Source organism: Marinicella pacifica (assembly GCF_014636635.1).
GTDB lineage: Bacteria > Pseudomonadota > Gammaproteobacteria > Xanthomonadales > Marinicellaceae > Marinicella > Marinicella pacifica.
The window spans coordinates 72,760-96,720 of record NZ_BMEO01000007.1 but is presented as its reverse complement, the minus strand read 5'-3'; the positions used below and the strand labels follow the sequence as shown (position 1 = coordinate 96,720).

At 46.6% G+C, this 23,961-nt stretch carries 22 protein-coding genes and 3 tRNA genes; 18 read left to right on the top strand and 7 right to left on the bottom strand.

Annotated features, from left to right (window positions below):
- Positions 1-25 precede the first annotated feature (25 nt).
- Positions 26-283 (bottom strand): ComEA family DNA-binding protein, encoded by a 258-nt coding sequence (locus IEV16_RS09485; protein ID WP_308611138.1) that lies wholly within the window; start codon positions 281-283, stop codon positions 26-28.
- 147 nt (positions 284-430) lie between these two features.
- Between IEV16_RS09485 and IEV16_RS09480 the strand changes: the two genes are divergently transcribed.
- The 8 genes from IEV16_RS09480 to IEV16_RS09445 all read left to right on the top strand — a co-directional run bounded on the left by IEV16_RS09480 (position 431) and on the right by IEV16_RS09445 (position 9,804).
- Positions 431-2,272, top strand: a complete 1,842-nt coding sequence (locus tag IEV16_RS09480; protein ID WP_188365459.1) for a hypothetical protein — start codon at positions 431-433, stop codon at positions 2,270-2,272.
- Between the two features lie 83 nt (positions 2,273-2,355).
- A complete protein-coding gene (locus IEV16_RS09475) occupies positions 2,356-2,724 on the top strand; it encodes a BlaI/MecI/CopY family transcriptional regulator (RefSeq protein WP_188365458.1) in 369 nt (122 codons plus the stop codon).
- A gap of 8 nt (positions 2,725-2,732) precedes the next feature.
- On the top strand, positions 2,733-3,941 hold the full coding sequence (locus tag IEV16_RS09470; RefSeq protein ID WP_188365457.1) for a M56 family metallopeptidase: 1,209 nt from the start codon (positions 2,733-2,735) through the stop codon (positions 3,939-3,941).
- 218 nt (positions 3,942-4,159) lie between these two features.
- The gene (locus IEV16_RS09465) at positions 4,160-5,836 is read left to right on the top strand and encodes a DUF1800 domain-containing protein (RefSeq protein ID WP_188365456.1); all 1,677 of its coding nucleotides are present in this window, start codon (positions 4,160-4,162) and stop codon (positions 5,834-5,836) included.
- 9 nt (positions 5,837-5,845) lie between these two features.
- Entirely contained in the window at positions 5,846-7,231 is a 1,386-nt protein-coding gene (locus IEV16_RS09460; protein ID WP_188365455.1) for a DUF1501 domain-containing protein, read from the top strand.
- A 38-nt stretch (positions 7,232-7,269) separates the two neighbouring features.
- The gene (locus tag IEV16_RS09455) at positions 7,270-7,659 is read left to right on the top strand and encodes a hypothetical protein (protein WP_188365454.1); all 390 of its coding nucleotides are present in this window, start codon (positions 7,270-7,272) and stop codon (positions 7,657-7,659) included.
- Positions 7,660-8,164: 505 nt separating this feature from the next.
- Complete coding sequence (locus IEV16_RS09450) at positions 8,165-9,484, top strand: DEAD/DEAH box helicase (RefSeq protein WP_188365453.1); 1,320 nt, start codon at positions 8,165-8,167, stop codon at positions 9,482-9,484.
- A gap of 161 nt (positions 9,485-9,645) precedes the next feature.
- Positions 9,646-9,804 carry a YqaE/Pmp3 family membrane protein gene (locus IEV16_RS09445; protein ID WP_188365452.1) on the top strand — a complete coding sequence of 53 codons (159 nt, stop codon included), beginning with the start codon at positions 9,646-9,648 and terminating at the stop codon, positions 9,802-9,804.
- A gap of 75 nt (positions 9,805-9,879) precedes the next feature.
- Here IEV16_RS09445 and IEV16_RS09440 read toward each other — a convergent pair whose 3' ends face one another.
- From IEV16_RS09440 to IEV16_RS09420, 5 genes are all read right to left on the bottom strand, one after another.
- A complete protein-coding gene (locus tag IEV16_RS09440) occupies positions 9,880-10,170 on the bottom strand; it encodes an XRE family transcriptional regulator (RefSeq protein ID WP_188365451.1) in 291 nt (96 codons plus the stop codon).
- Positions 10,157-10,492 carry a type II toxin-antitoxin system RelE/ParE family toxin gene (locus IEV16_RS09435; protein WP_188365450.1) on the bottom strand — a complete coding sequence of 112 codons (336 nt, stop codon included), beginning with the start codon at positions 10,490-10,492 and terminating at the stop codon, positions 10,157-10,159. Before IEV16_RS09435 ends, IEV16_RS09440 begins: the two co-directional genes overlap by 14 nt.
- 113 nt (positions 10,493-10,605) lie before the next feature.
- Positions 10,606-11,733, bottom strand: coding sequence for a bifunctional 2-methylcitrate synthase/citrate synthase (gene prpC / locus IEV16_RS09430; protein ID WP_188365449.1), 1,128 nt, complete (start codon positions 11,731-11,733; stop codon positions 10,606-10,608).
- 1 nt (position 11,734) lies between these two features.
- Positions 11,735-12,622, bottom strand: coding sequence for a methylisocitrate lyase (prpB, locus tag IEV16_RS09425; protein WP_188365448.1), 888 nt, complete (start codon positions 12,620-12,622; stop codon positions 11,735-11,737).
- 181 nt (positions 12,623-12,803) lie between these two features.
- Positions 12,804-13,850 (bottom strand): cyclic nucleotide-binding domain-containing protein, encoded by a 1,047-nt coding sequence (locus IEV16_RS09420; RefSeq protein WP_188365447.1) that lies wholly within the window; start codon positions 13,848-13,850, stop codon positions 12,804-12,806.
- Between the two features lie 130 nt (positions 13,851-13,980).
- Here IEV16_RS09420 and IEV16_RS09415 point away from each other — a divergent pair, with 130 nt between their 5' ends.
- From IEV16_RS09415 to IEV16_RS09390, 6 genes are all read left to right on the top strand, one after another.
- Positions 13,981-15,522: an AmpG family muropeptide MFS transporter gene (locus IEV16_RS09415; RefSeq protein ID WP_188365446.1), complete on the top strand. Its 1,542-nt coding sequence runs from the start codon at positions 13,981-13,983 to the stop codon at positions 15,520-15,522.
- Positions 15,523-15,559: 37 nt separating this feature from the next.
- Positions 15,560-16,231 carry an alpha/beta hydrolase gene (locus IEV16_RS09410; RefSeq protein WP_188365445.1) on the top strand — a complete coding sequence of 224 codons (672 nt, stop codon included), beginning with the start codon at positions 15,560-15,562 and terminating at the stop codon, positions 16,229-16,231.
- Positions 16,231-17,280: a cell division protein ZapE gene (gene zapE / locus IEV16_RS09405; RefSeq protein ID WP_188365444.1), complete on the top strand. Its 1,050-nt coding sequence runs from the start codon at positions 16,231-16,233 to the stop codon at positions 17,278-17,280. The genes IEV16_RS09410 and zapE overlap by 1 nt, the downstream gene beginning before the upstream one ends.
- A 51-nt stretch (positions 17,281-17,331) precedes the next feature.
- Complete coding sequence (locus IEV16_RS09400; RefSeq protein ID WP_188365443.1) at positions 17,332-18,408, top strand: DUF2157 domain-containing protein; 1,077 nt, start codon at positions 17,332-17,334, stop codon at positions 18,406-18,408.
- A 137-nt stretch (positions 18,409-18,545) separates the two neighbouring features.
- Positions 18,546-19,970 carry a serine hydrolase gene (locus tag IEV16_RS09395; protein WP_188365442.1) on the top strand — a complete coding sequence of 475 codons (1,425 nt, stop codon included), beginning with the start codon at positions 18,546-18,548 and terminating at the stop codon, positions 19,968-19,970.
- 69 nt (positions 19,971-20,039) lie between these two features.
- Entirely contained in the window at positions 20,040-21,701 is a 1,662-nt protein-coding gene (locus tag IEV16_RS09390; protein ID WP_188365441.1) for a GDYXXLXY domain-containing protein, read from the top strand.
- Here IEV16_RS09390 and IEV16_RS09385 read toward each other — a convergent pair.
- Positions 21,674-22,492 carry an ABC transporter substrate-binding protein gene (locus IEV16_RS09385; protein ID WP_188365440.1) on the bottom strand — a complete coding sequence of 273 codons (819 nt, stop codon included), beginning with the start codon at positions 22,490-22,492 and terminating at the stop codon, positions 21,674-21,676. The genes IEV16_RS09390 and IEV16_RS09385 overlap by 28 nt on opposite strands.
- 243 nt (positions 22,493-22,735) lie before the next feature.
- Between IEV16_RS09385 and IEV16_RS09380 the strand changes: the two genes are divergently transcribed.
- From IEV16_RS09380 to tuf, 4 genes are all read left to right on the top strand, one after another.
- A tRNA-Tyr gene (locus IEV16_RS09380) sits at positions 22,736-22,820 on the top strand.
- 39 nt (positions 22,821-22,859) lie between these two features.
- Positions 22,860-22,933: transfer RNA gene (locus tag IEV16_RS09375), tRNA-Gly, on the top strand.
- A 9-nt stretch (positions 22,934-22,942) separates the two neighbouring features.
- Positions 22,943-23,018, top strand: a tRNA-Thr gene (locus IEV16_RS09370).
- Positions 23,019-23,065: 47 nt separating this feature from the next.
- Positions 23,066-23,961, top strand: an 896-nt coding sequence (gene tuf / locus IEV16_RS09365) for an elongation factor Tu (RefSeq protein WP_229728309.1), incomplete at its 3' end; no start/stop codon positions are given.

Below are 23,961 nucleotides of genomic sequence, written 5' to 3'. Positions count from 1 at the left end.
ATCGGGCTGGTGGCGCTTTAATGGCTTATTTCAGCAAGATATTTTTGCGGTTTTTTTCCACGGTTTTTAAACCCACGCCTTTGACTTCCGTGAGCTGTTCCATGGTTTTAAAAGGACCGTTTTTTTCACGGTAACTCACAATGGCGGTGGCTTTCACGATGCCGATGCCTTTAAGTTCTTTCGAAATATCCTCGGCAGATGCCTTGTTGATATTAACCGCTGCAAACGCTGTCGAAATAAATAAGCTGACCAATAAAAAGAATGTTTTAAACGTGTTCATCATTGTTTCCTCATTTTGATTGTAGATAACGAGTCAATACTCGCCTGAAGATGTTTTCACATCTGACTGCTATGGTAGCGAAGTGAATTTAATGACAACACCGTCAAATTCTGATAATGTTGTTAAAAATAATCCATGAGTTTAGTGGTCATGACGACAGGCTGTAAGAAAATATCGATTGCGCTTTTATTATTGTGGGTAATCAGCACTACGCACGCACAAGACTTTACCCCGCACGGCAGTCAGCCGGGTTTGAATTTTCCATTAAGAAGTGCCGCTGATTGTTTAAGCTGTCATCAAAGCAGCCAGCGCAGCAGTGATCCTTATAATATGCCCGTTGATACCTGGATTGGGTCGATGAAAGCCAATGCCATGCGTGATCCATTATTCTGGGCGGCATTGGATGTGGCCAATAATGATATTCCCGGTGTGGGTGATTTTTGTTTGCGTTGTCATACGCCCGAAGGCTGGTACGGCGGCCGGGTGGTTAAGACCACTCAGCCAATGAAAGGTCTGGTCAATGTGAATGGCGCACAAGGCTGTGCTTTACAAGGCAGTTTTACCGAAACCGCCTCGGACCACAATGATTACAGCGGTGTCACCTGTCAATTCTGTCATCGGATTGAATCGCATACACCACAGGGACAGCCGGCAGCCACACAAAATGCGGATATCTGGCTGGACGATGAAGTTTGCGCCAACAGTTTCTCCGGGGAACCCTGTCGTAAAGGCCCTTATAAATACGACACCAACAATCATTTTCCGCCGCCCCATGACTGGGTCTATTCATCGTTTCTGGCGTCTTCAAAATATTGCGGTAGTTGCCATGATATATCCTCACCGGAAATTGAGCAAAACGGCCAATTAAGCATTGCCCGAAAATTCTGGCACAACGGTCAGGAAACCGATGTGGCGATGCCGATTGAGCGCACCTATTCAGAATGGCAAAATTCTTATTTCGCCGATTTAATTTACCGAGACCCTTTTGAAGCGATGAGTATCACGCGGCAGCCGGTTTTAAAAACAGGCCAAAATTGCCAGACCTGTCATATGCCGGAAACCAACGAAGCCGATGCCCGAGCCTGTACTTTTGGCAATGACCGCCCCGGGAATTTACCGACTCATCAGTTTGCCGGTGGCAATACTTGGATTCCACAGGTGATTAAGGCGATTTATGGTGACGACCTGGCGGCCAATGATCCATCGGGATTAGACCGTAAAGGCGCACTGGATTTAACCACCTCCTATGCCTTTAACATGTTGCAGAACAAAAGTGCCCTGGTGACCACTGAAGTGACGTCACAAACGGCTCAGCAGTTAGACATTGCTGTTAAGGTCACTAACCTGACCGGTCATAAGCTACCCACTGGTTACCCCGAAGGTCGGCGTATGTGGTTACAAATCGAGGCGCGTGACAGCAATAATAATGTATTCTGGCAATCCGGGGCTTATGACAACAACACCGCCGTACTTACTGAAGACAGCCAGCTCAAAGTCTATGAGACGCTGCAAGGTATCTGGAATGAACAAAACAATACCTGTGAAACCGAAGATGGTGACGGCGATGCCATGTTCCACTTCGTATTGAATAATTGTATTGCTAAAGATAACCGCATACCACCGTTGGGTTTTACCGGGGCAGTTGACCGGGAACTGGCACCGGTGGGTATGACCTATCCGTCCGATCCTGATTTAACCGGTGCGGTGGTTAATTATGATGTCACCGATTATCAGATCAACATTGATCAGGTGGCTTTACCCATCACCCTAACGGCTCGATTAAATTATCAGGTAGCCAGCAAAGCTTATATCGAGTTTCTGCAAAAAATCGCCGATGAAAATAATATCCCATCAGAAAATGCTTTGTGTAATCGGAGCTGGACCGAAGGCCCCGCCAATCAAAACCGCGCCAGCTTTATGACCAACCTCTGGCAAACCTACGGTCGCTCCGAGCCGGTACCGATGGCGGTGGATACCTTGGTGGTGAATTAAGCTCAAATATCCAATTCAAAAATTTATCTTGACAAATGTAGAGATAGGGCCAATAATGCTCATATCGACATTTGTAGAGAAACATGAAATTAACTTCTTTTGAATTGGATGTGATGCAATACCTGTGGCAACAGGGTGAAGCCACATCGCCACAAGTCCATACCAATATTGCAAAAAATCGTGATGTCACTTATTCAACGGTTAAAACCATTATTGACCGGTTGGAGCAAAAAAAGGTCATTAAACGCCACCGTGTTGATGGTCGAACCATTTATTACCAGGCCGTTGTGACGCCCAAAGAAGTTCAAAAACCCATGTTGAAACACATGTTGCAAAAACTCTTTGCCGGAAATAAAAAAGTGCTGATGAACCAATTATTTGAACAGGAGGAATTGAGTCAGGAAGACATTCAATACTTAGAGAACCTCATCAAACGCAATAAAAAATCATGATCAGCTATGTGTTCATTAACCTCCTGATTAGTTTTTGGGCAATGGCGATTAACCGATGGATGTCGATTCCTGAGCGCTTAAAATTCCTGTTTTTAATGCTGGCCATGGTGAGTTGGTTGATCCCTTTTCACTTATTTCGCTTTAATGTTGAAGTTGGTGCGGTTAATGAAACAATTTATGCCGTTCAAAGTTTAGCACCCTATCTGGAAACAGATGAAGCTGTTAGTTTGTGGATGCCAACAATGATTCAAGTGGGTTTAATTTTAATGTTGTTTGGTGCTTTAATATTTGTCACTGATGTGGTTAAACTCATTCATAAACATCGGTGCTTAGTTAAACGAGGGCAAATAAGCCAATATAAAAATGTATGGCTTGTGGATGATTTAGTGGGTGCTTGCGTCACAGGGTTTTGGCAACCCAAAATCTGGATTAATACGGATTTATTCCATCAAGCCGAACGTGTCGCCGTGTTAGCGCATGAACGCCAACATATTCAAAACGGTGATGTCTATTGGCTCTTAGTCATTGGCTTTATTCACCGGATATTGTGGTTTAATCCGGTGGTTTATTTTCTGAATAAAAAACTACGTGAATCCATCGAATTGCGATGCGATGAGGCCTGCCAAAAGAAATTTAACAACAACAGCTATCAGCAACAATTGGCCAAAATTATATTGGCGCATCAACAACCCGGGTCAACCGCTTTAATCAACGAAATCCTGCACAACAACAATTTCCAAATTAAACGTATTCAACATTTATCTAAGGAGAACATAATGACAACATTCAATCAATGGCAAATATCACTGAGTTTTATCTTTATTGCACTGCTTTCCACTGTAAGCCTGGCGAATCAGGATAAACTCGATAAAGCCGAGGCTGGCGACAATGAGGTGGTGGTCGAGGTGGCCTTTGAAGTGACTGAGCAATTTTCGGGTTTAAGTGAGACTTCAAGCACAAAAAAGCAACTCATTGTTCAACAGGATGAATGGCAGGAAGTTCAATTGGACAGATACACGGTTAAATTAAAGGTTTCAGTGTCTCAATCTGATGATGATCACTTTATGATCGATACAAAAATATTGAACAGACAAAATACCACGCTGTACAGTCCCAGTATAATGACCTTATCCAATCAATCTGCCGGTATAAAAATAAGTGCAGATACGAAAAATGATCCCGCTTTTAATTTAGGATTTACCATTTTGGCTGAGTAAAAAACACATAATTGCAGTAATAAAAAAGCGGCGCTTATGGTCGCTTTTTTTTGATGGAGCCCTGTAAAACAGAATGTGCGTTATCAAATTTATGACCGTTTAATCACTGGATTTGACCGTTAATCAGAAATATGGGCCAAATGCGATAAAAATCACAAAATAACCGGTATAAAAATTATGATAAATCATGTTTTCGTTTTCCAGCGTCATGAGGGCTTATGTTTTTACGTTTGTTTTGTTTAGTCTTGGGTTTGATTTGGGGGCACAATGTAGCGGCTTATTGTACGTCTGACCACATCTTTAAATCGGGGGTTGAAAGTTTGTTCCCGGCTGCCCCGAACAGTCCTGTCTTGAATGCAAATGAGGCCAGTCGTTTGTTATACCAGGCGACCTACGGTGCGAAGCTAAATGAGATTCGTCGTTTACAATCCCTGGGTGTCGATAACTGGTTAACTGAACAAATGAATCAACCGGTAACATTACAGGAACCCTGTATGCAGGCTATTTTGGCTAATCCCGAGCAGCCACTGTATCAAAATTCACGGATGGAATCCTGGTTTTTGAATTCTGCCGAAGGACCTGATCAGCTGAGACAACGCATGGCTTTTGCCTTATCTGAAATTTTTGTGGTGTCAGATGCCGCCAGTTTGGGTAATGAGGTGATGGGACTGGCCAAGTATTACGATATGCTGACACTGAACGCTTTTGGCAATTACCGTGATTTACTGGAAGATGTTACGCTGAATACCATGATGGGGCATTATTTGGGGATGTTTAAAAATGCCAAAGCCGATCCGGCAGCGGGTACGCAGCCGGATGAAAATTATGCCCGGGAGATTTTGCAGTTATTCTCCATCGGTCTACATCAGTTGAATATGGATGGCACAGCCATCCTGGACCTGGATGACAACCCAATACCCACATACGATCAGAGCACCATTGAAAACTTCGCCCGGGTGTTTACCGGCTGGAATTATGCCGGATGTCCGGCATGGAATTGGACCTGGTGCAACCCCACTGAGCCGACTGTGGATCCTTACGCCCCGATGGAACCCTTTGAAGACTATCATGACACCGATGCCAAAACCCTGCTCAATGGTGTTCAGATTCCGGCCGGACAAACGGCTTATCAGGATCTGACCGCGGCATTGGACAATATTTTTAACCACCCGAATGTACCGCCGTTTATTTCCAAACAACTGATTCAGCGTTTTGTCACCAGTAACCCCTCACCGGCTTATGTGCAACGGGTGGCGGGTGTTTTTGCCGACAATGGTGCCGGTGTTCGGGGTGATCTGGCAGCGGTTATGCGGGCTATTTTAACAGATGATGAAGCCCGCAATTCAAACCACTTAAACGACCCCGCATACGGTAAATTAAAAGAACCCTTATTGCGCTACCTGAATGTTTTAAGGGCTTTTGAAGCGCGCAGTCCCACCGGTCGCTACGGCAACTGGAACCCGGAGTATGGTTATTTGCAAAGGCCCTTGGGTTCACCTTCGGTGTTTAACTTTTTTAAACCCGGTTATCAGCTGCCGGGACCGATTCGTGATCAGGGTCTGGTGTCGCCGGAATTTCAGATCACCAGTGAAACCACGGTAATCAGTGTCGCCAATGAAATGAACGAGGCCATTAACCGTGGACATCATTTGGCCAATCACTGGAATGACAATATGCCACGTCTTCAGTTACAACGGGAATTATTGCTCATTGATAACCCGACGGCTTTGTTAGATCATCTGGATTTACTGTTGTTTTCCGGGCAGATGTCACCACAAACCCGAACCACGGGTTTGAATTTGTTGAATGACATTAGCCAAGAGTCGGCGATTACGCGCCTGGCGTCCTTAATTTATGTTCTGGTATTGTCACCTGATTTTGTGGTGCAGCGGTAGGAGAATAACATGAAAAGAAGAGATTTTTTAAAACGATCCATGTGTACCGCTTTGGCCACCGGTGGTTTGTTGTCTGCCGGTGGCTTGTTACAAGTGGCTCAGGCGGCGGCTTTAAATAACAGCGGCATTCGGGGCACCGGTTATAAAGCCCTGGTCTGTGTGTTCTTAGACGGTGGTAATGATTCGGCCAATATGGTGGTGCCACAGGGCATTAGTGAGCACAATGCTTATGCCCAGGTGCGCGGTGATTTAGCGCTGGATCGAAACGCTTTATTGCCGATTTCACCGGCTAATAACGGTGGTCGAAACTGGGGCTTGCACCCGAATTTAAGCGGACTTCACAATTTATTTAATCAAAACAGGGTCGCTGTGGTGAGTAATGTCGGTTCGCTGGCATATCCCATTAACCAAGACCAGTATAACAACGGCTCGGTGCCGGTGCCGATTAATTTATTTTCCCATTCCGATCAGCAAATTCAATGGCAAACCTCGGTAGCTGATCAGGCTTCCCTATCCGGCTGGACCGGTCGGATTGCCGATTTGCTTCACAATACGGTCAATAACGGTCATGATTTGTCCATGAACATCTCCTTATCGGGCAGTAATCAACTGCAGGTGGGTGAGGCGATTAACCAATACCACATGACCAATCAGGGCAGTTTAAGTTTAAACGATGTGCAATGGGGTGCGGGGCCTGCCCGGTTAGCGGCCATCAATGCATTAATGGACGCGCATCAGACTAATTTGTTTAAACAAGGTTATGCCGATATTTTTCGACGCTCTTTGGATTTGGATGGGGTGATTTCGACCGCCTTAGACAATGCCACTCCGTTAACCACTCAATTTCCGCAACAAGATGGCTGGAACACCTTATCTGAGCAGCTGGAAATGGTGGCACGCATGATTTCTGTGCAGTCTGATTTAAGCATGAACCGTCAGGTCTTTTTCTGTCGTCTGGGTGGTTTTGATAACCATGATAATCATCTTTATGATCATGGCCTTGGCATGAGCAATGTCGATGGTGCGCTCAGCGCATTCCAAGCGGCCATGGCTGAATTGGGTATGGAAGATCAGGTGACTTTATTTACCGCGTCAGATTTCTCCCGCACCTGGGTGTCCAATGGTCAGGGCTCTGATCATGGCTGGGGTGCCAGTCATCTTGTCATGGGTGGCGCGGTTAATGGTGGTGATTTTTATGGAGATATGCCAATCATTGAACCGGGCAGTCTCGATTCTGTGAGCGACCATGGCCGCTGTATTCCGACCATTGCAGTGGATGAATATGCCGCCACACTGGCGCAATGGTTTGGCGTGAACATCAGTCAGATACCGGATATCCTGCCCAATATTGGTCGATTTAATACCAATGACCTGGGTTTTATGAATAGTGTCTGATGCCTTTAATCTGGTTTATTTTATTCGGAATAATAGGGGTGAATACAGCGTTCGCCGGTCTCAGCGGTTGTGATGATTTAAGTACCATTGCAGAAACCCCGGCTGTGGGAATGAGCACAGATATTCAGCCCATTTTTGACACCCATTGTACGGCCTGTCACGGCCCACCGGATCCGATTGCTTTTATGGATTTAACTCATGGCGCACAGGATATTGTGGCGGTACCGAGTTTTCAAATTCCCGAATTGAATCGCGTTGAACCCGGTACAGTCAGCATGAGCTACTTGTTCTTTAAGATTAACTGCAATGGTCAACTCTCCGGCAATCGCATGCCCCGTGACGCACCACCACTAAACCTGACCGACCAGGCACTTATTCGAGACTGGATTAATCAGATGCTGATTTTTAAAGATGGGTTTGAACCATGATAAACTGGTGGAACACACCCTCAATCACTAAATGGATTTAGGTGTGCAGCGATAGCAGGATGCGGTAGCCGCCCCCTCTCAAGAGGGGAAGCAAAAATATCAATTTTTGTACTGTTTTTGATAAACAAAGGAGCAAATCCAGTCCTCTCTTGAGAGGGTGCAAGGGTGTGTTCGTTCGGCCTTTCGCAATACAAAAAAATGGTGAGGAGACGTGTCTATTCTCTTTTTCATGGCAAATAAAAGTTTGGTTAACCTGTAATGAGTATGATAGAACTTATAATCAGTAGTAGCAATTGAGTGTTTGTCCTGTATAGTGCGCAAAGGAGTGCTGTTGAGCAGCACGACCCGCCGAGCCGGTTGGTGAGCGAAGCGAATCAGAGGCGAAGAGCGCGAGGTTATTAGAAGTGTTCGCCGTGGCCGCTTTCACTTTTGTCGGGAACAAAAGTGAATGAAGTCCCAAGAACACACCTTTACTATCCATACATAAGAATTAGTTGACAGGATTATGAAATTCGAATCACTGGGTTTAGCCCCTAAAATACAAAAAGCCATTGAAGCGTGTGGTTATCAGGAGATGACGCCTATTCAGGAACAGGCGATTCCGGCGGTGCGGCGGGGTCAGGATGCGCTGATTAATGCGCAGACCGGAACTGGGAAAACGGCGGCTTTTGCGTTGCCGATTTTGCAGCAAATGGTGGACAAACCCAGAACCATGGCAGCCGGGAAAGTGCGGGCGTTGATTTTAACGCCGACCCGTGAGCTGGCGGAGCAATTAAGTGAAGCCATTTCCGAATATGCGCGCAATATGGACATTACCATGACCGCCATTTATGGGGGAGTAAACCTCGATGGACAAGTGGCTAAATTGCGCACCGGCTTGGACATACTCATTGCCACACCGGGTCGATTATTGGCCCATACCCAAGCCAATCATGTGGATTTATCCGAGGTGTCGGTGGTGGTGTTGGATGAAGCGGATCGGTTACTGGATATGGGTTTTATTGAAGATGCCTTGCGCTTAATTAACCAAACCGCCAAAAACCGACAAACCTTGCTGGTATCAGCCACAATCACCCCGGCGTTGAATGAACTGGCCCATCAAATCCTTAAAAATCCGGCAGATGTCCGTATCAGTAAAGCCAACATCACCGCAGAAACTGTTGAGCATGTCATTTATCCGGTGAGTGAAGACCGCAAGCTGGATTTGTTTATGGCTTTACTGGAAGAGCATAACTGGTATCAGATACTGGTGTTTACCGGCACCAAAAAACAGGCCGAGCGTTTACTTGAGCGACTGAAGAAAACCGACGTGCCGGTGGCCTTGTGTCACGGCGATACCCGACAAGGCCAACGTCGTCGGGCGCTGGCTGAATTTAAATCGGCCAAGGTTCAGGTTCTGATCAGTACTGAAGTGGCGGCCCGTGGCTTGGATATTGATAATCTGGATTACGTACTGAATTACAATCTGCCCCATTTGCCTGAAGACTATGTGCATCGCGTCGGTCGCACTGGCCGCGCCGGTAAATCGGGGCAGGCGATTTCCTTTGTCTGTCCACAGGAAGCTCGCGCCTTACAGCGTATTGAACGCTTAATCGGTGAAGCCATTCCCCGTGTTTATAAACGGGGCTTTGAATTGTCAGAAGCCGATACCATTCGTGAAACAAACATTCATCAACCCAAGCCCAAAAAATACAAACAGTCGTCTCAAAAGCAAAAACCAGGCAATGCAAATAAAGCGACGAAACCCAAAAGAAAATCAAGAAAATCCATCAGCAGCCGTGCCGGCGGGGCTAAAAATCGTAAAGCGCGGAAGAAAAATAAGTGAGGTGTGTTCATGAGTTTATCGAGTTGTATTTACCCAATTGAATAGAACAGCCGTTGATGGGGTTGGATTGTGAATAAATGCTAGGTTAACACCGATATAACATCAATTTAAGCTTTGCTATGTATAATATTTTTATAACAATCAATAACATAGGAGGCTATATGGACTTTTTTAGAATTTTATTTTCACTGTTAATACCGCCTTTGGGCGTGTTCTTACAAGTGGGTATAGGCGGCCAGTTCTGGCTGAATATTTTACTGACTATTTTGGGTTATATTCCCGGTGTGGTGCATGCGGCTTATGTGATTGGTAAGAAATAAGCAGTTTTATGGAATAGTCTAAAAAGCGGCGATTATAGCCGCTTCTTTTTGTTACATTCTGAATTGCATAAGCCTTTAAGCCGCTTCTGACTCTTCAAAGGTAATGTGAGCCGTTATATCCAAATGGCTGAGAATTTCAATGAGCTTATCGACAGTCATATGTCCGACTTGTCCGTTAAAAATTTTTGATACTCGGTCATGGGTTAGACCGGGAACACGTTTAGCAAGCTTTCTCTGAGAAATTTGATGTTTTTCGCATTCGGCCTTAATTTTACGGATTAATTGATCTTTAACCAAGACAAGATGGTAATCAACCCCCATCATTTCGGCAAAACCTTTTAAATCTGTTGTTTCAATTTTTTTCATGATGTAACTCTTTAATTCGATGGATAATAATCTTTTTGTCTTTTTCTAACAGTTTCTGTGATTTTTTGTGAAAAGCATAAATAAAAGTTAAGGCTTCTTTATCCAATTGGCACGAAATGACTCGCCAGTTTCCTGTTCTGTCTTTGACTTTAAATTCTTGTATCTTTTTATTCTTTTCTAAAGTAAAGGTTTTAAACTGTGTTTTAGGAAGCCGCTCACCGGATAAATAACGATTAACCAATAGGAAAATATCTTCTTTTACTTCAACTCCAAATTCGTTGATTTCTTTTTTAAATTGAGCTGTGAAACGAAGTTTTTTCATTAATTAGAATGGTAGTAAAAATACTAACGCTCGTCAAGTATTATTTGTGAAAGTTATGGGCACAAAAAAAGCGACTTTATCGCCGCTTTTTTCGTTTAAATACCATATAACAATTATCTGTTTTCAATGGGCTCAACTTTGCGCGCTTCGGGACCGGTGTAATCGGCGTTAGGGCGGATGATGCGGTTGTTTTCGCGTTGTTCGAAGACATGTGCTGTCCAACCGGTGACCCGTGACATCACGAAGATTGGGGTAAACAGTTCTGTGGGAATTCCCATAAAGTGATACGCCGAGGCGTGGAAGAAATCGGCATTGGGGAACAGTTTTTTCTCGTCCCACATTTTTTGCTCAACCGCGCAACTCACCCGGTACAAGGTGTCATCGCCATATTCTTCGGCCAGTTGTTGTGACCATTTTTTGATGATGGCATTGCGCGGGTCAAATTCAGTATACACCGCATGACCAAAGCCCATAATCAGGGTTTTGTTTTTCAGCATCTCATCAATGGCGGCGGTGGCTTCTTCCGGTGTGGACCATTTTGCCAGCATGGCCATGGCGGCTTCGTTGGCACCACCGTGTAAATGACCACGCAGGGCACCGATGGAAGCGGTCACACAAGAATGAATATCGGATAAGGTCGATGCCACCACACGACCGGTAAAGGTCGAAGCATTAAATTCATGTTCGGCATAGAGGATTAAGGACACATCCATCACCCGCGCATGTAAATCACTGGGTGCTTTACCATGCAACATTTCCAGGAAATGGGCACCCACGCCGTCAATATCAGACGCGGTGTCAATGCGTTTGCCGTTGGTGACAAATTGATACCAGTAACAAATCATACCGGGCAGGGTGGCAACCAAACGATCGGCTTTGTCCCGTTGCTGGTCAAAATCAGTTTCGGTTTCCAGATTACCCAGCATGGATGTGCCGGTGCGCATCACATCCATTGGATGGGCATCGGCGGGAATCAGTTCCAGGGTTTTTTTCACCGCTTCAGGCAATGCCCGTAAGCCGTTAATTTTTTTCTTGTAGGCGTCCAGTTCGTTTTGATTCGGTAAATGGCCGTGAATAATTAAATGTGCGACTTCATAAAAACTGGCGTTGGTGGCCAGATCATCCACATCGTAACCGCGGTAGGTGAGGCCGGTGCCTTGTTTGCCGACGGTACATAAAGCTGTTTGTCCGGCCACCTGGCCGCGTAATCCGGCGCCGCCGGCTTTTTTTGCATTTCCCATGTTATTTGTCCTCCGAAAATAGTTGATCTAATTTTTGTTCATAGCTGTGATAATCCAGATAATCGTACAGCTCTTCTCTGGTTTGCATAATGTTAAGAACATCTTTTTGATGACCTTGATCGAGCAGCGCCTTGTACACCGTTTCAGCGGCCTTATTCATCGCTCGGTAGGCGCCGCAGCAATAGAGTACGATATCGACATCGTGTTGTGACAATTCATCACAGGTGAATAAAGGTGTGTGGCCGAATTCGGTGATATTGGCCAATATCGGCACCTTAACCGCGGCTTTAAAGCGTTTGTATTGTTCGAGGGTTTTCATGGCTTCCGGGAAAATCATATCCGCGCCGGCCTCGACACAAGCGATGGCACGTTCAATGGCGGCGTCCTCACCCTCAATGGCCAACGCATCAGTACGTGCCATAATAACGAAGTTTTCATCGGTCCGGGCGTCCACGGCGGCTTTGATGCGGTCCACCATTTCCTGTTTTGAGACGACTTCTTTATTGGGTCGGTGGCCACAGCGTTTTTGTGCCACCTGATCTTCAATGTGCATGGCCGCCGCACCGGCTTTAATCACTGAGCGGGTGGTGCGGGCAATATTGAAAGCACCGCCCCAACCGGTGTCCACATCAATCAACAGCGGTAAATCACAGACATCGGTGATTCTGCGTACATCAATCAGCACGTCTTCAAGGGATGAAATACCCAAATCCGGCATACCGAGTGAATTGGCGGCGACACCGCCACCGGATAAGTAAATGGCCTGGTGGCCAATGTCTTTGGCCATACGGGCGGCATAGGCGTTGATGGTGCCGACCACTTTTAAAGGGTCATTTTGTTCGACGGCCCGGCGGAATTTGAGCCCGGGACTAGTGATTGTTTGTGTCATATTTTTAGGATTTGTTGTTGACAGCCCGGGTGTGGATTGCGGCCATCGATTGAATGTAAATGATCATGTTACACCCGATTTAAGCTCTGTTTAAAGCGTTGATTATGCCCGCTTTCAAGGATTGGAAATTGTATCAGAAAAGCCTTTAAATAGCCACCGTGGTTGTGAAGCTCAATGCTTGTCAAGTGCGTTCTAAATGACGCACCAGGCCGCTGATACCACCTTGCAGGGCGTACACATCAAAACCTGTTTGAGCCAGTGTATAGGCCGCAGCGGCACAACGGGATCCCATGTTGCTGCCGGTAATAAGAACGGTTTCAGGATTAAGCTGTTTGCTGCGTTGGCGTAATTCCGGCAGGGGTATGTTAAGACTGCCTTTAATGCCCAGTTGTTGGTGCTCATCCGGTTCACGCACATCGATTAAGGTGGCACCGTCGGCAATTTTTTGCAGGGCCCTTTCAGCGGTGATCCAACGCACCACGTGGGCTTTGAGTAATTTGCGAAAGGCTTCTCCGGACAAGCGCATCAGCACCCCGTCGCTCAGCATACGAACACTGGCATCCCGCGGTTCATTGGCAACCAAGGCCGATTCACCAAATAAATCACCGTTACTTAACGTGGCCACCTGTTGTTCGCCTTCGCTCCGGCATTTAAAGACACCGGCCTCACCTTCGGCAATGATATAACAATAATCACCGGCTTCGCCTTCACTCATCAGTTCATCACCCTGCCGCACTTCGGTGCGTTCCAAAACCGAAAACAACTCAGCAACATTACCTTGTGGAATCATTTGTACGGTGCGGCTGTTTAACAACCCGGTCACCCATTGATAATCTTTGTGATTGCGCAAAGGGCTGTCTAAGGCTGCGTCGTTATGACAGCGGTCCCAGACCTGAAAATGTTCCAGTAAACGGGCATTAATCGCAAATCCGGTGATTTCTTTTGAGGCTGCCACAATACGCGCGCCGGCACTTTTTTGGGCGTCTATAATGGGGTATTTGGCCGACAAACTTTTTGATTTAAGGGTTTTTTCCCGGCCGGATTCTGTGGTGATATAGACCACGCCACGGGTTAAGTAGAGTGTTTGGTTTAATGGCTGCCCCGGTTTAGTCAGGGTATCGTCTTTGCGGGCTTCAAAAGTTTCGCAATGGGATAACAGCAAGGAATAAAAATCCGGGTTGATTTTATTAAACGGAAAATAGTCCTTGAGTTGTTCTGCGCTGATCATGGATGGCGGCCCCTTGTTAGTCTTGATATGGGTTTATCTTACCTGATTTTTTGGGCTTGTACAAAAAGGAATGGCGTTCCAATATCACGCCTTCGTGGTACACTTGTTCGCATTTAATTTTCTGCGTGTCATGCCGACGGTTCTGCGATATTTATTAAAACCCAAATTTTTGCACATGACTTTACTCGGTTTTGTGGCCGGCGTTCCGCTTTATTTGATTTTTTCTTCCCTGTCCCTGTGGCTGGACCAGGTGGGCATTGCCAAATCTGAAATCACCTATTTCAGCTGGGCCGCTTTGGGTTATTCGTTTAAGTTTTTATGGTCACCGTTGGTGGATCGCCTGCCGATGCCGGTGTTGAGTCGTTTACTGGGACAGCGGCGAGGTTGGCTGTTGGCGGTGCAATTGCTAATTATGACAGCCATTGTCTGGATGGCGATGACCGATCCGTCAGCCGGTGATGGGGCTTTAATACGCATGGCGATGGCCACGGTGTTATTGGGTTTTTCATCGGCCACCCAGGATATTTTAATTGATGCCTGGCGGATTGAAGCATCCACTGAAAAAGATATTGCGATGCTGTCATCGGTGTATATTGTGGGTTATCGGCTGGGCATGATTACCTCCGGTGCGGGGGCTTTATTTATTGCCGGCTATTTGGGTACGGCAGTGGGCGATTATCAATATCAGGCCTGGCAGATAAGCTATTTGGTGATGGCCTGTACCATGCTGGTGGGGATTGTCACCACATTGATGATTCAAGAGCCGCCGACCAAACAGGATTTGCTTTACAACACGCGGGATTATTTAGGGGTTCTGCTGGTGTTTGTGGTGGCGGTGTTGGCTTTTGTATTCATCTATATATCATCCGCTGATTTGATGCTGTGGTTTTCAATGCAATTATCACATGTCATCAGTAACCAGATATTGATTGATACCCTGACGGTGGCAATCAAATTAATCATGTCTTTATTGGGTGCAGTTCTGGTGGCAACAGGAGTGAGCTACAGTCGCTTAATTAATCAAACGATGTTGGTGTCGGTGTACGTGCAACCGGTGGCGGACTTGTTTAAACGTCATCGTAACCATTTAATATTGTTGGTAGGTATTATTGCATTGTATCGGGTGTCAGATATTGTGATGGGTGTGAGTGCCAATTTATTTTATCAACACATGGGTTTTTCACTGGATGAGATAGCTGCAATTGTCAAAACCTTCGGTTTGGTGATGACCCTGACCGGTGGTCTGCTGGGCGGGGTGTTGGTGGTGAAATATGGGATTTTACGGATTATGCTGCTGGGGGCGATTTTATCGGCCCTGACCAACCTGCTATTTATGGTGATGGCAGGTATGGGCAAGAGTTTGTGGTTTTTGGGTGTAATGATTTCGGCGGATAATTTATCGGCCGGTCTGGCGATGGCAGCGTTTGTCGGATTCTTATCCTTACTGGTCAACCGCCGATTTACGGCGGTGCAATACGCCATGTTTTCTTCGGTGATGACTCTGTTTCCAAAGATCCTCGGCGGTTATTCAGGCGGTATGGTGGAAGCCCTTGGGTTTGGTTCGTTTTTTATGCTCACCGCCCTTTTGGGCGTACCGGTTATATTGATGTTGCTGTACGCTTTGAAGGTGAAGGCCTTTGACTTCGGTGAAAACGATAAGTCGCCTCAATGACATGTTATAATGCCAGCCTTTTTTAGACCCAATCATTATGTCTGAATCACCTCAATTCGCCGAAGAATCCACCGTCTTGATGATACCCGGTCCGGCTGGTCAAATCGAAATACTCACCGCACCGCCGGTGGCTGATGCGGTGGACAAAAATCGGGTGGCCATTATCTGTCATCCGCATCCGCTGTATGGTGGCACCATGCGAAATAAAGTGACCCATATGCTGGAAAAAGCGTTTCGTGAAATGGGCGCTTATACGGTGCGCTTTAATTTTCGCGGTGTGGGTGAATCTGACGGTGTGTTTGACGATGGAGTCGGTGAAACCGATGATCTGATGGCGGTTTATGAATGGGCCAGGCAGGCCAAGCCGGACAGCAAATTCTGGTTGGCGGGTTTTTCATTTGGTTGTTATGTGGCGATGCGGGCGGTGCATGACATTAATCCGGAACATTTTGTGACCGTGGCGCCACCGGTTGAACGTTATGATTTCACTGAATTAGATCCGCCGGAATGCCCGTGGCTGATGGTGATGGGTGAAGAAGATGATGTGGTGAGTCCGCGCGCGGTGTATGAATATGTGGAAGCGCAAAACCCCAAACCTCAATTGGTGACCATGAAAGCCGGGCATTTCTTCCACCGCCGATTACTGGATTTAAAAGGTGCGGTGAAAAACGGCTTATTACGACAGGTGAATACCCGTTCGGACGACTGATGGGGCCACAGCAGCGGTATCAACAGGAGATTGATGACGGTACTTTGTTGCCTGACCAACGTCAGGCAACCGTGATTCGGTCGTTTCAACGTTTATACGATGACCTCAGAAACCCGGTTAAAAAAAAATGGTGGGCCCGACAACAGCCCGGTGCTGCACAAGGTTTGTATATTTACGGATCGGTGGGACGCGGTAAAACCCATTTGATGGATTTGTTTTATGACTGCGTGCCTGCCTCGGTGCCCAAGCGCCGCCAACATTACCATGATTTTATGCAGTGGGTTCACCGCCGCTTACGCGAAGTGGATGGCGTCAGTAATCCAATCGATTACATTGGCCGGCAATTGGCCAAAGAAATCAAATTACTTTGTCTGGATGAGTTTTTGGTGAATGACATCGCCAATGCCATGTTGCTCTCAGGACTCTTAAAAACCCTCCATCATAACCGCATTACCCTGGTCACCACCTCCAACGTCAAACCCGATGATTTATACAAAGGGGGCTTGCAACGGGCAAAATTTATGCCGGCGATTGACTGGATTAATCAATATATGGCTGTTTTGCGACTTGATGGTGCGCAGGATTACCGCTATCAGGACAGCCACAACCATGAGCATTGGTACTTTCCGCTGAATACATCTTCGGCAAAACGTCTGGCGGTGTTTTTTGCGGATTTTGCAAGCGGTGAAGTGCACCATCAAGCGCTGTCTGTGAATGGCCGTGTATTACCCGTTCGCAGTGCATCGGAGAATATGCTGTGGTGTGACTTTGAGGCCTTGTGTGGTGATGCACGCGGCGCTAATGATTATCTGGTGCTTGGTGAGCAATTTGACTTTATTGTGGTTGATCACATACCGATACTGACAAAAGAAATGGATGACCGAACACGGCGTTTTATCACCCTGGTTGATGTGATGTACGAGGCTGAAGTGGGCATGGTGTGTCGTGCCGCCGGGCATTATGAAACCCTGTATCAGGGTCAGCGCATGACTTTTGAATACCAGCGAACCCGTTCCCGGCTGACTGAATTGGTGCGAATTCAGCCATAAAAAAATCAGCTAAATACCCGCCAAAATCTGCTAAACTTTAATTTTAGGTTTATGTGGGGTTTTCTGTTGTCGCGATTTGCGGTTTACCATTGGATTAAAACCAAGGCAATCAAGCCTGAAGCGGCGCTCAAAGCCCTGCAATTGGCCGGTGAGCGCACGTCTCCTGACAGCTGGCCATCATTTATCCGACGCTTGCTGTGGATATTGGGCTGCCTTTCGTTGGTGGTGGCGTTGTTGTTTTTTATCGCCTTCAACTGGCAGATTATGGGGCCCATGTTTAAATTTGCTTTGTTACAGGGCAGCCTGTTGTTGGTGTTTCTTTTGTGCGCCTTGTGGTCATGGGTTCTGGTGCCGCGATATGCATTCAGTCAGCAGACCATTGAACTGGGACAAACCATCGCTCAGGTGGTGTTGGCGTTACTGGTCGGAGGCTTGTTGGCCTTATATGGACAGGTTTATCAAACCGGTGCCGATCCCTGGCAACTGTTTGCCCTGTGGTCTGTGCTCATCAGTGTGATGGTGGTGACTTCAGGTCAGGCCCTGATGTGGGTGCTGTGGTCGGTATTAATTAATGTGGCCGTGGTTTTGTATGTGGATACCCGACCCATGTGGTTGCTGCTGATGGGTGGCACAGAACAAGCGATTTGGTTATTTTTAATGATCAACGGATTGTTATGGCTGATATTGTTGTGGCTCGATGGTGAACATCCGCATTCGCTGGGATTTTTTAAAAGGTTGAGACCGACACAGCGCTGGGCCCTGCAACTGCAGGCTTTGGTGTTGTTATTATGTTTTACGTATATGGGCATGGCAGCCATTTTAGACGGACAGAAATATGGTGTTGTTTTTGGTTTGACTTCGGCATTGGGTTTGGCGGCATTTTATGCTTATTACCGACATATTCGTTTGGATTCAGCTTTACTCGCCCTGTGGGCAATGTCCCTGATAAGTTTAACTTTCACGCTGGTAATGAACATCATTGATGGCTGGGATTCGGGATTCAACCTGTTTTTGTTGTCGATGTTGTTGATTGCCATGACCACCGCTGCGGTTAAGTGGCTTAAAGCTGTGCGCACCGAAAATGTCCGACAAAATGTGGCTGATATTTCACATCAAAACCAGCAGTGAGCGCCTTGTCTTGTTTTTGTCCTAAAACGACATGCAATGTCCTGCAGATGTCCTGATAAAAATGGTGCTTTGTTTGTAAAATGATCAAAACCAGTTGGGTTTTAATTTTTGAAATCATTTATTTTGTGCAGGGTGTTATGATGAAATTGGTTAAGATATTTCTTTTATTGATAGTCAGTGGCCAGGGCTGGTCCCAAATTATTTTTTATAACGACTTTGAAGTACCGGCCATACAGCCATTATTTCCTCGGGTGGCGGGTGAATTTGTGTTGCCCAACGAGCCCGCGGCCAATCAGCTTGAATGGGTGGTGCAGCAGCTAAGCGAAACCAGTACCTCGATTGCTGATATTAATGCCCATTTTTCCAGTGGATTTGATGCCAACACCCTTCAAAACTTTTTTAACACTTTGCGCACAGATTATCCAAACGGAAAAATCACAGACATTGTGGGCATGACACCCATGAGCACGTCCGTGGTTGTTCAAGGTCAGGACAGTCAGGCCAAAATGGGCTTTTTTGTGGTGGAAAGCCGTTATACCGGCAGTCAGAAAATCACCTATTTTTATGTGAGCCCCTATTACGGCAGTGTACAGTACCCGATTGACCAAAATCTAACCATGCAACAGGCTGTCAACAAATTTAATACCTTGGCTGCGGATGTCGGCCTGTTAGTGGCCTATGTGGACCACAATAACCAGTGCCAGCCAATTTATCAAAGTAATTCGGGGACATTAAAAGCCACCGGTTCGATTTTTAAAACCTGGGTGTTGGGAGGTCTGGCTGATGCGGTTGAGAATAACGTCATAACACCCTATCAAAATGTGACTTATGATGCCGGACAATGGGTCAATGGCGGCGGTGTTGTGAATAATGAGCCGGCCGGTACCGTATTTACGGCACAAGATCTGGCGGTGCTGATGCTGGGCGTGAGTGATAACACCGCCACCGAAATTTTACATGATGTGGTGGGTCGTTCGGTAATTGATGCCTATATTGACTCATCGGGTGTAATGGATGCCACCGTACTTAAACCGATATTATCCATTAATGAACAGTTTCACCTGTTTTTTTCCATCGATCCGACAACCGCCACCAACTTCATTAACGACACGGAAAGCAATCAACTCAATTTCATTAACACCCAGTTAGAACCTTTGGGCGCAGTGACCAGTTACCCGTATCAGAATGATTTTCTAATGACATCAGGCAGCTGGCGGGCATCGCCCATGGATGTGTGTCAGAATTTCGCGCATTTGCGCACCTATCCCCAAGGCTCTGATGCCCTGGCCTTAATTGAACGGGCCATGGGCGCACAGACAGCCCAACCTGAAATCCGAAATAATTGGGATCGTTCCTGGTACAAAGGCGGCAGTCTGGTGTCCGGGGTTAATGGTTATCATGTGTTGACCCATGCCTGGTTATTAGAAGATAACGGCCATGCGCCTTATGTGGTGGTTGCGATGGCCAATGATGACAATGGCGGCATTGACAATAATAACGGCATTTATAAAATTCAGTCGGTGTTGGCACGCATACTTGAATTAACCCGTGAAGGTCTATAGTCAAAAGATTCCGTTGAAGTCCAAGTGGTGGTATGATGAATTAAATCAATTTGTTTTTTTCAACTACCATTGAAACAGCCTTATGCCATAAACAGCGCGGAACAGCAAATCGACACAGCAGCGATGCAGCGCGATCAATTATGGCGTGGGTTGAAACAACACAATTTCACCAGCCAGGAAGCGTGCCCGGATGATCCTTTTTTAGCGGATGATGATGACTGGATAACTCGGGTGCTTCAGGGTGTCGGCGGATGGTTTGCGGCGGTTTTTTTGTTGGTTTCAGTGTCTGTGCTGGCATTCCCCATTATCGAACATCCAAGATTATGCGGCTTGTTGGGTTTGAGTATGAACCTGTCGGCATTTCATTATTATTGGCTGCATAAAAAATCATCCGGCAGTTATTTCCTTAAACAATTATTTCTGGTGTTGTCTCTGGCGGGGCAGGCGCTGGTCACCTATGCGGTAACTGACTTGATGGGCTGGCAGCATGAAGCGCTGTTTTGGGTGTTGGCCTTGTATCAGTTTGTTTTGGTGCTTGTGATGCATGATTATGTGCACCGTTTAATGAGTGCTTTGTTTGCAGTCACACTGATCTTTTGGGGACATTCATTGTTATTAAGTACCGGTGTCGGCAGTGCTTTATTGGCATTAGCGGTGGTCTGGCTGTGGCTGGATAAAGTCGGCTGGCAGGCAGAAAAAATTTTTTATGAGCCATTGGCCTATGCCGCTGCCTTGTCGCTGGTTGGTCTTAATTTGCAGGCACTCAGTTGGTATTGGCAACTGGGCAATCAGGCGGATGGCTGGTTATTGGCCCATGGTGAATTCATCAGCGGTCTATTGCATATAGCGGCTTTTGGTTTTTTCTACCGACGCCTGCAGCAAAAAGATTTATTGCCTCAAAACAGACGTGACCGGCTGTTGATGGCTTTAGTTCTTTTCGGACTGGGAATATTGGGTTTTGTGATTCCGGGTCTTAGCGGGGCGGTGCTGTTGTTGATGCTCGGGTTTGGGGTTTGTCAAAGCCAACTCATGGTCTTGGGGGTGGTGTCGATGTTGGGTTTCGTCAGCTGGTATTATTATCAGCTGGACACCACTTTGTTGAATAAAGCCATGTTGCTGGTGGTTTTGGGCGGTCTGTTGTTATTGGCGGCCTGGTTCGGACGACGGCCGGCCGGCGTGTTACCGGTGCCCAGAGGAAAATCTGCCGGAGGTCGAATAGGGGTACTTGTTTTGACCGTTTTGGTCACTTTGCTTGTGGTGAATGCCGGTATTGTGCAAAAACAACGCCTGATTCAATATGGCGATCTGGTATTTTTTGAACTGGCGCCGGTGGATCCGCGGTCTTTGATGCAGGGTGACTATATGCGTTTACGGTTTGCGCTGGCGAATCAAATTCAAGCGTCAGTCCGATCAGAAGCAGAGGACAGCTTGCCGCGTTTTCCGAACCAAGGCATTGTCACCGCCGACGACCGACGGGTGGTGCAGTGGCAGGGTTTTTACCGGGGGCAGGACTTGCAGGCAGATCAATACCTGCTTGATTTACGTTGGCAGGGGCAGCAGGTCCGGCTGGCCACCGATGCGTATTTCTTCGAAGAGGGCAGTGCCAAAACCTTTGAACAAGCTCAATACGGCGGTTTTCGCATGAACACCTCCGGTGATGCTGTGTTGGTGGGATTGTATGACGCCGATCTAAAATTGTTGATTCATTCTCCGACGCCGGCTGAAAACTGATTCACTTGACGACAAATGCTGTCCACCGCTTCCAAGATTCTGGGTGTGGGGCGGCTAAAGGTATCGGGATTAACCACAATAATCTGTTGTTGTTTTATGGCGGTGATTTGTGGCCATTGCTGTAAAGGACTATTCTGGTCAATCGGCTTCATTTGAATAATATAATCCGGATTGCGAACTATCACCGCTTCTTGTGTTACAGTGGCTGTGGCCGTCGGCAGATGCTGAAAAATATTATTCAAGCCGCATAAAGACGCCGCTTCACTCATCCAGTGCGACGCGTTCACAGTGTAAAGCGGTTGGCTTGATAGCTGAATTAAGACAGAATGCGAGCGCGGCGATTGTTGTTGGCGTTGTTTAAGCCGGTTTATAAATGTCCGATACCCGGGCGGGTCGGGTAAATCAAGGTGTCCGGCAATGGTTAACAAGGCATCACCAATTTCGTTTAATGACTCAATTTTGATCGGGACTGTCTTAAACTGATGGTATTGCAATTGTTGCAAGACCTGGTTGGTGGTGCTGCCGTGCCAGTAAAAGACGATATCCGGTTGCAGGGCGATAATTTGTTCCAGATCGATGCGAAAGGCATCTCCGATGACGGGTAATTTTGCGGCTTGGGCGGGGTAATTGCTGTAAGCGCTGACACCCGCCAGGCTGTCACCGCCACCGGCGGCAAAAACCAATTCTGTTATGTGCGGTGCCAATGCGATGGTTTTCAGCGTTTTGGCGAAAGCCTGGTCAAATTGAATGAGCAGACTTAAAAACAAGATGAGCCACAATTTTTTAAGCATCGGGTTAAAGAAAAATTTTAAAACCGAGTTATTGTAATGGGGCAATCATCTAAAAGCCACCGGATTGGACGCAGAAAAATACTGAAACGGATTTAAAAATAAAACTTGCAAACAGATAAAATATATTTACAATTCGCGGCGCAGTGATGTCGCTTCTGGCTTTGGCTTTAAGTTACCCAAATTACTGCTATTTTTTATTGACATTAAGGCGATATTCTACGAAAATGCCGTGCTTCGTTCGTTGGAGGGATACCCAAGCGGCCAACGGGGGCAGACTGTAAATCTGCTGTTTTTAACTTCGGAGGTTCGAATCCTCCTCCCTCCACCATTAATTAATAACCCTGAAATACGTTTCGGGTTTTGACGAGCGGGTGTAGTTCAATGGTAGAACATTAGCCTTCCAAGCTAAATACGTGGGTTCGATTCCCATCACCCGCTCCAATGTTAGATGCCCATATAGCTCAGTCGGTAGAGCACTTTCTTGGTAGGGAAGAGGTCACTGGTTCGACTCCAGTTATGGGCACCATGACAAACGAATTTAATTTAACTGCTTTTGTTTTTGGAGTAGCAACTATGTCAAAAGAAAAATTTGAACGCACCAAGCCCCATGTAAACGTGGGCACAATCGGTCACGTTGACCACGGTAAAACGACCTTGACTGCAGCGATCACAAAAGTTGCTGCGGAAAAGCAAGGTGGTGATTTTAAAGATTACGATCAAATTGATAACGCGCCAGAGGAAAGAGAGCGTGGTATCACCATTTCTACGGCACACGTAGAATATGAAACCGACAACCGTCACTACGCCCACGTGGATTGTCCGGGCCATGCTGACTATGTGAAAAACATGATCACCGGTGCGGCACAAATGGATGGTGCGATTTTGGTTGTATCGGCCGCTGACGGTCCGATGCCACAAACCCGTGAGCACATTCTGCTGGCACGTCAGGTTGGCGTACCTTACATTGTTGTGTTCTTAAACAAATGTGACCAGGTTGATGACGAAGAGTTGTTGGAGTTGGTTGAAATGGAAGTTCGTGAGTTATTAAATGACTATGAGTTTCCAGGTGATGACACCCCATTGGTGAAAGGATCAGCCTTAAAAGCCTTAGAAGGCGACACCAGTGATATCGGGGTACCTGCTGTTGAGAAGCTGCTTGAGGAAATGGATTCTTATTTCCCTGAGCCTGAGCGTGACACAGCGAAACCATTTTTGATGCCGATTGAAGACATTTTCTCAATTTCAGGTCGCGGTACTGTGGTAACCGGGCGTATTGAAACCGGTATTGTGAATGTTGGTGACGAATTAGAGATTGTGGGTATCCGTGACACCACCAAAACCACGTGTACCGGTGTTGAAATGTTCCGTAAGTTACTGGATTCAGGTGAGGCCGGTGATAACGTGGGTATTTTGTTACGTGGTACCAAGCGTGATGATGTGGAGCGTGGTCAGGTACTGGCTAAGCCCGG

Bases quoted from the DNA above. Each gene is read 5' to 3' on its own strand.
- IEV16_RS09485 (WP_308611138.1), bottom strand. From the start codon at position 283: ATGATGAACACGTTTAAAACATTCTTTTTATTGGTCAGCTTATTTATT.
- IEV16_RS09480 (WP_188365459.1), top strand. From the start codon at position 431: ATGACGACAGGCTGTAAGAAAATATCGATTGCGCTTTTATTATTGTGG.
- IEV16_RS09475 (WP_188365458.1), top strand. From the start codon at position 2,356: ATGAAATTAACTTCTTTTGAATTGGATGTGATGCAATACCTGTGGCAA.
- IEV16_RS09465 (WP_188365456.1), top strand. From the start codon at position 4,160: ATGTTTTTACGTTTGTTTTGTTTAGTCTTGGGTTTGATTTGGGGGCAC.
- IEV16_RS09460 (WP_188365455.1), top strand. From the start codon at position 5,846: ATGAAAAGAAGAGATTTTTTAAAACGATCCATGTGTACCGCTTTGGCC.
- IEV16_RS09450 (WP_188365453.1), top strand. From the start codon at position 8,165: ATGAAATTCGAATCACTGGGTTTAGCCCCTAAAATACAAAAAGCCATT.
- IEV16_RS09445 (WP_188365452.1), top strand. From the start codon at position 9,646: ATGGACTTTTTTAGAATTTTATTTTCACTGTTAATACCGCCTTTGGGC.
- IEV16_RS09440 (WP_188365451.1), bottom strand. From the start codon at position 10,170: ATGAAAAAAATTGAAACAACAGATTTAAAAGGTTTTGCCGAAATGATG.
- IEV16_RS09435 (WP_188365450.1), bottom strand. From the start codon at position 10,492: ATGAAAAAACTTCGTTTCACAGCTCAATTTAAAAAAGAAATCAACGAA.
- prpC (WP_188365449.1), bottom strand. From the start codon at position 11,733: ATGGGAAATGCAAAAAAAGCCGGCGGCGCCGGATTACGCGGCCAGGTG.
- prpB (WP_188365448.1), bottom strand. From the start codon at position 12,622: ATGACACAAACAATCACTAGTCCCGGGCTCAAATTCCGCCGGGCCGTC.
- IEV16_RS09420 (WP_188365447.1), bottom strand. From the start codon at position 13,850: ATGATCAGCGCAGAACAACTCAAGGACTATTTTCCGTTTAATAAAATC.
- IEV16_RS09415 (WP_188365446.1), top strand. From the start codon at position 13,981: ATGCCGACGGTTCTGCGATATTTATTAAAACCCAAATTTTTGCACATG.
- IEV16_RS09410 (WP_188365445.1), top strand. From the start codon at position 15,560: ATGTCTGAATCACCTCAATTCGCCGAAGAATCCACCGTCTTGATGATA.
- zapE (WP_188365444.1), top strand. From the start codon at position 16,231: ATGGGGCCACAGCAGCGGTATCAACAGGAGATTGATGACGGTACTTTG.
- IEV16_RS09400 (WP_188365443.1), top strand. From the start codon at position 17,332: ATGTGGGGTTTTCTGTTGTCGCGATTTGCGGTTTACCATTGGATTAAA.
- IEV16_RS09395 (WP_188365442.1), top strand. From the start codon at position 18,546: ATGATGAAATTGGTTAAGATATTTCTTTTATTGATAGTCAGTGGCCAG.
- IEV16_RS09385 (WP_188365440.1), bottom strand. From the start codon at position 22,492: ATGCTTAAAAAATTGTGGCTCATCTTGTTTTTAAGTCTGCTCATTCAA.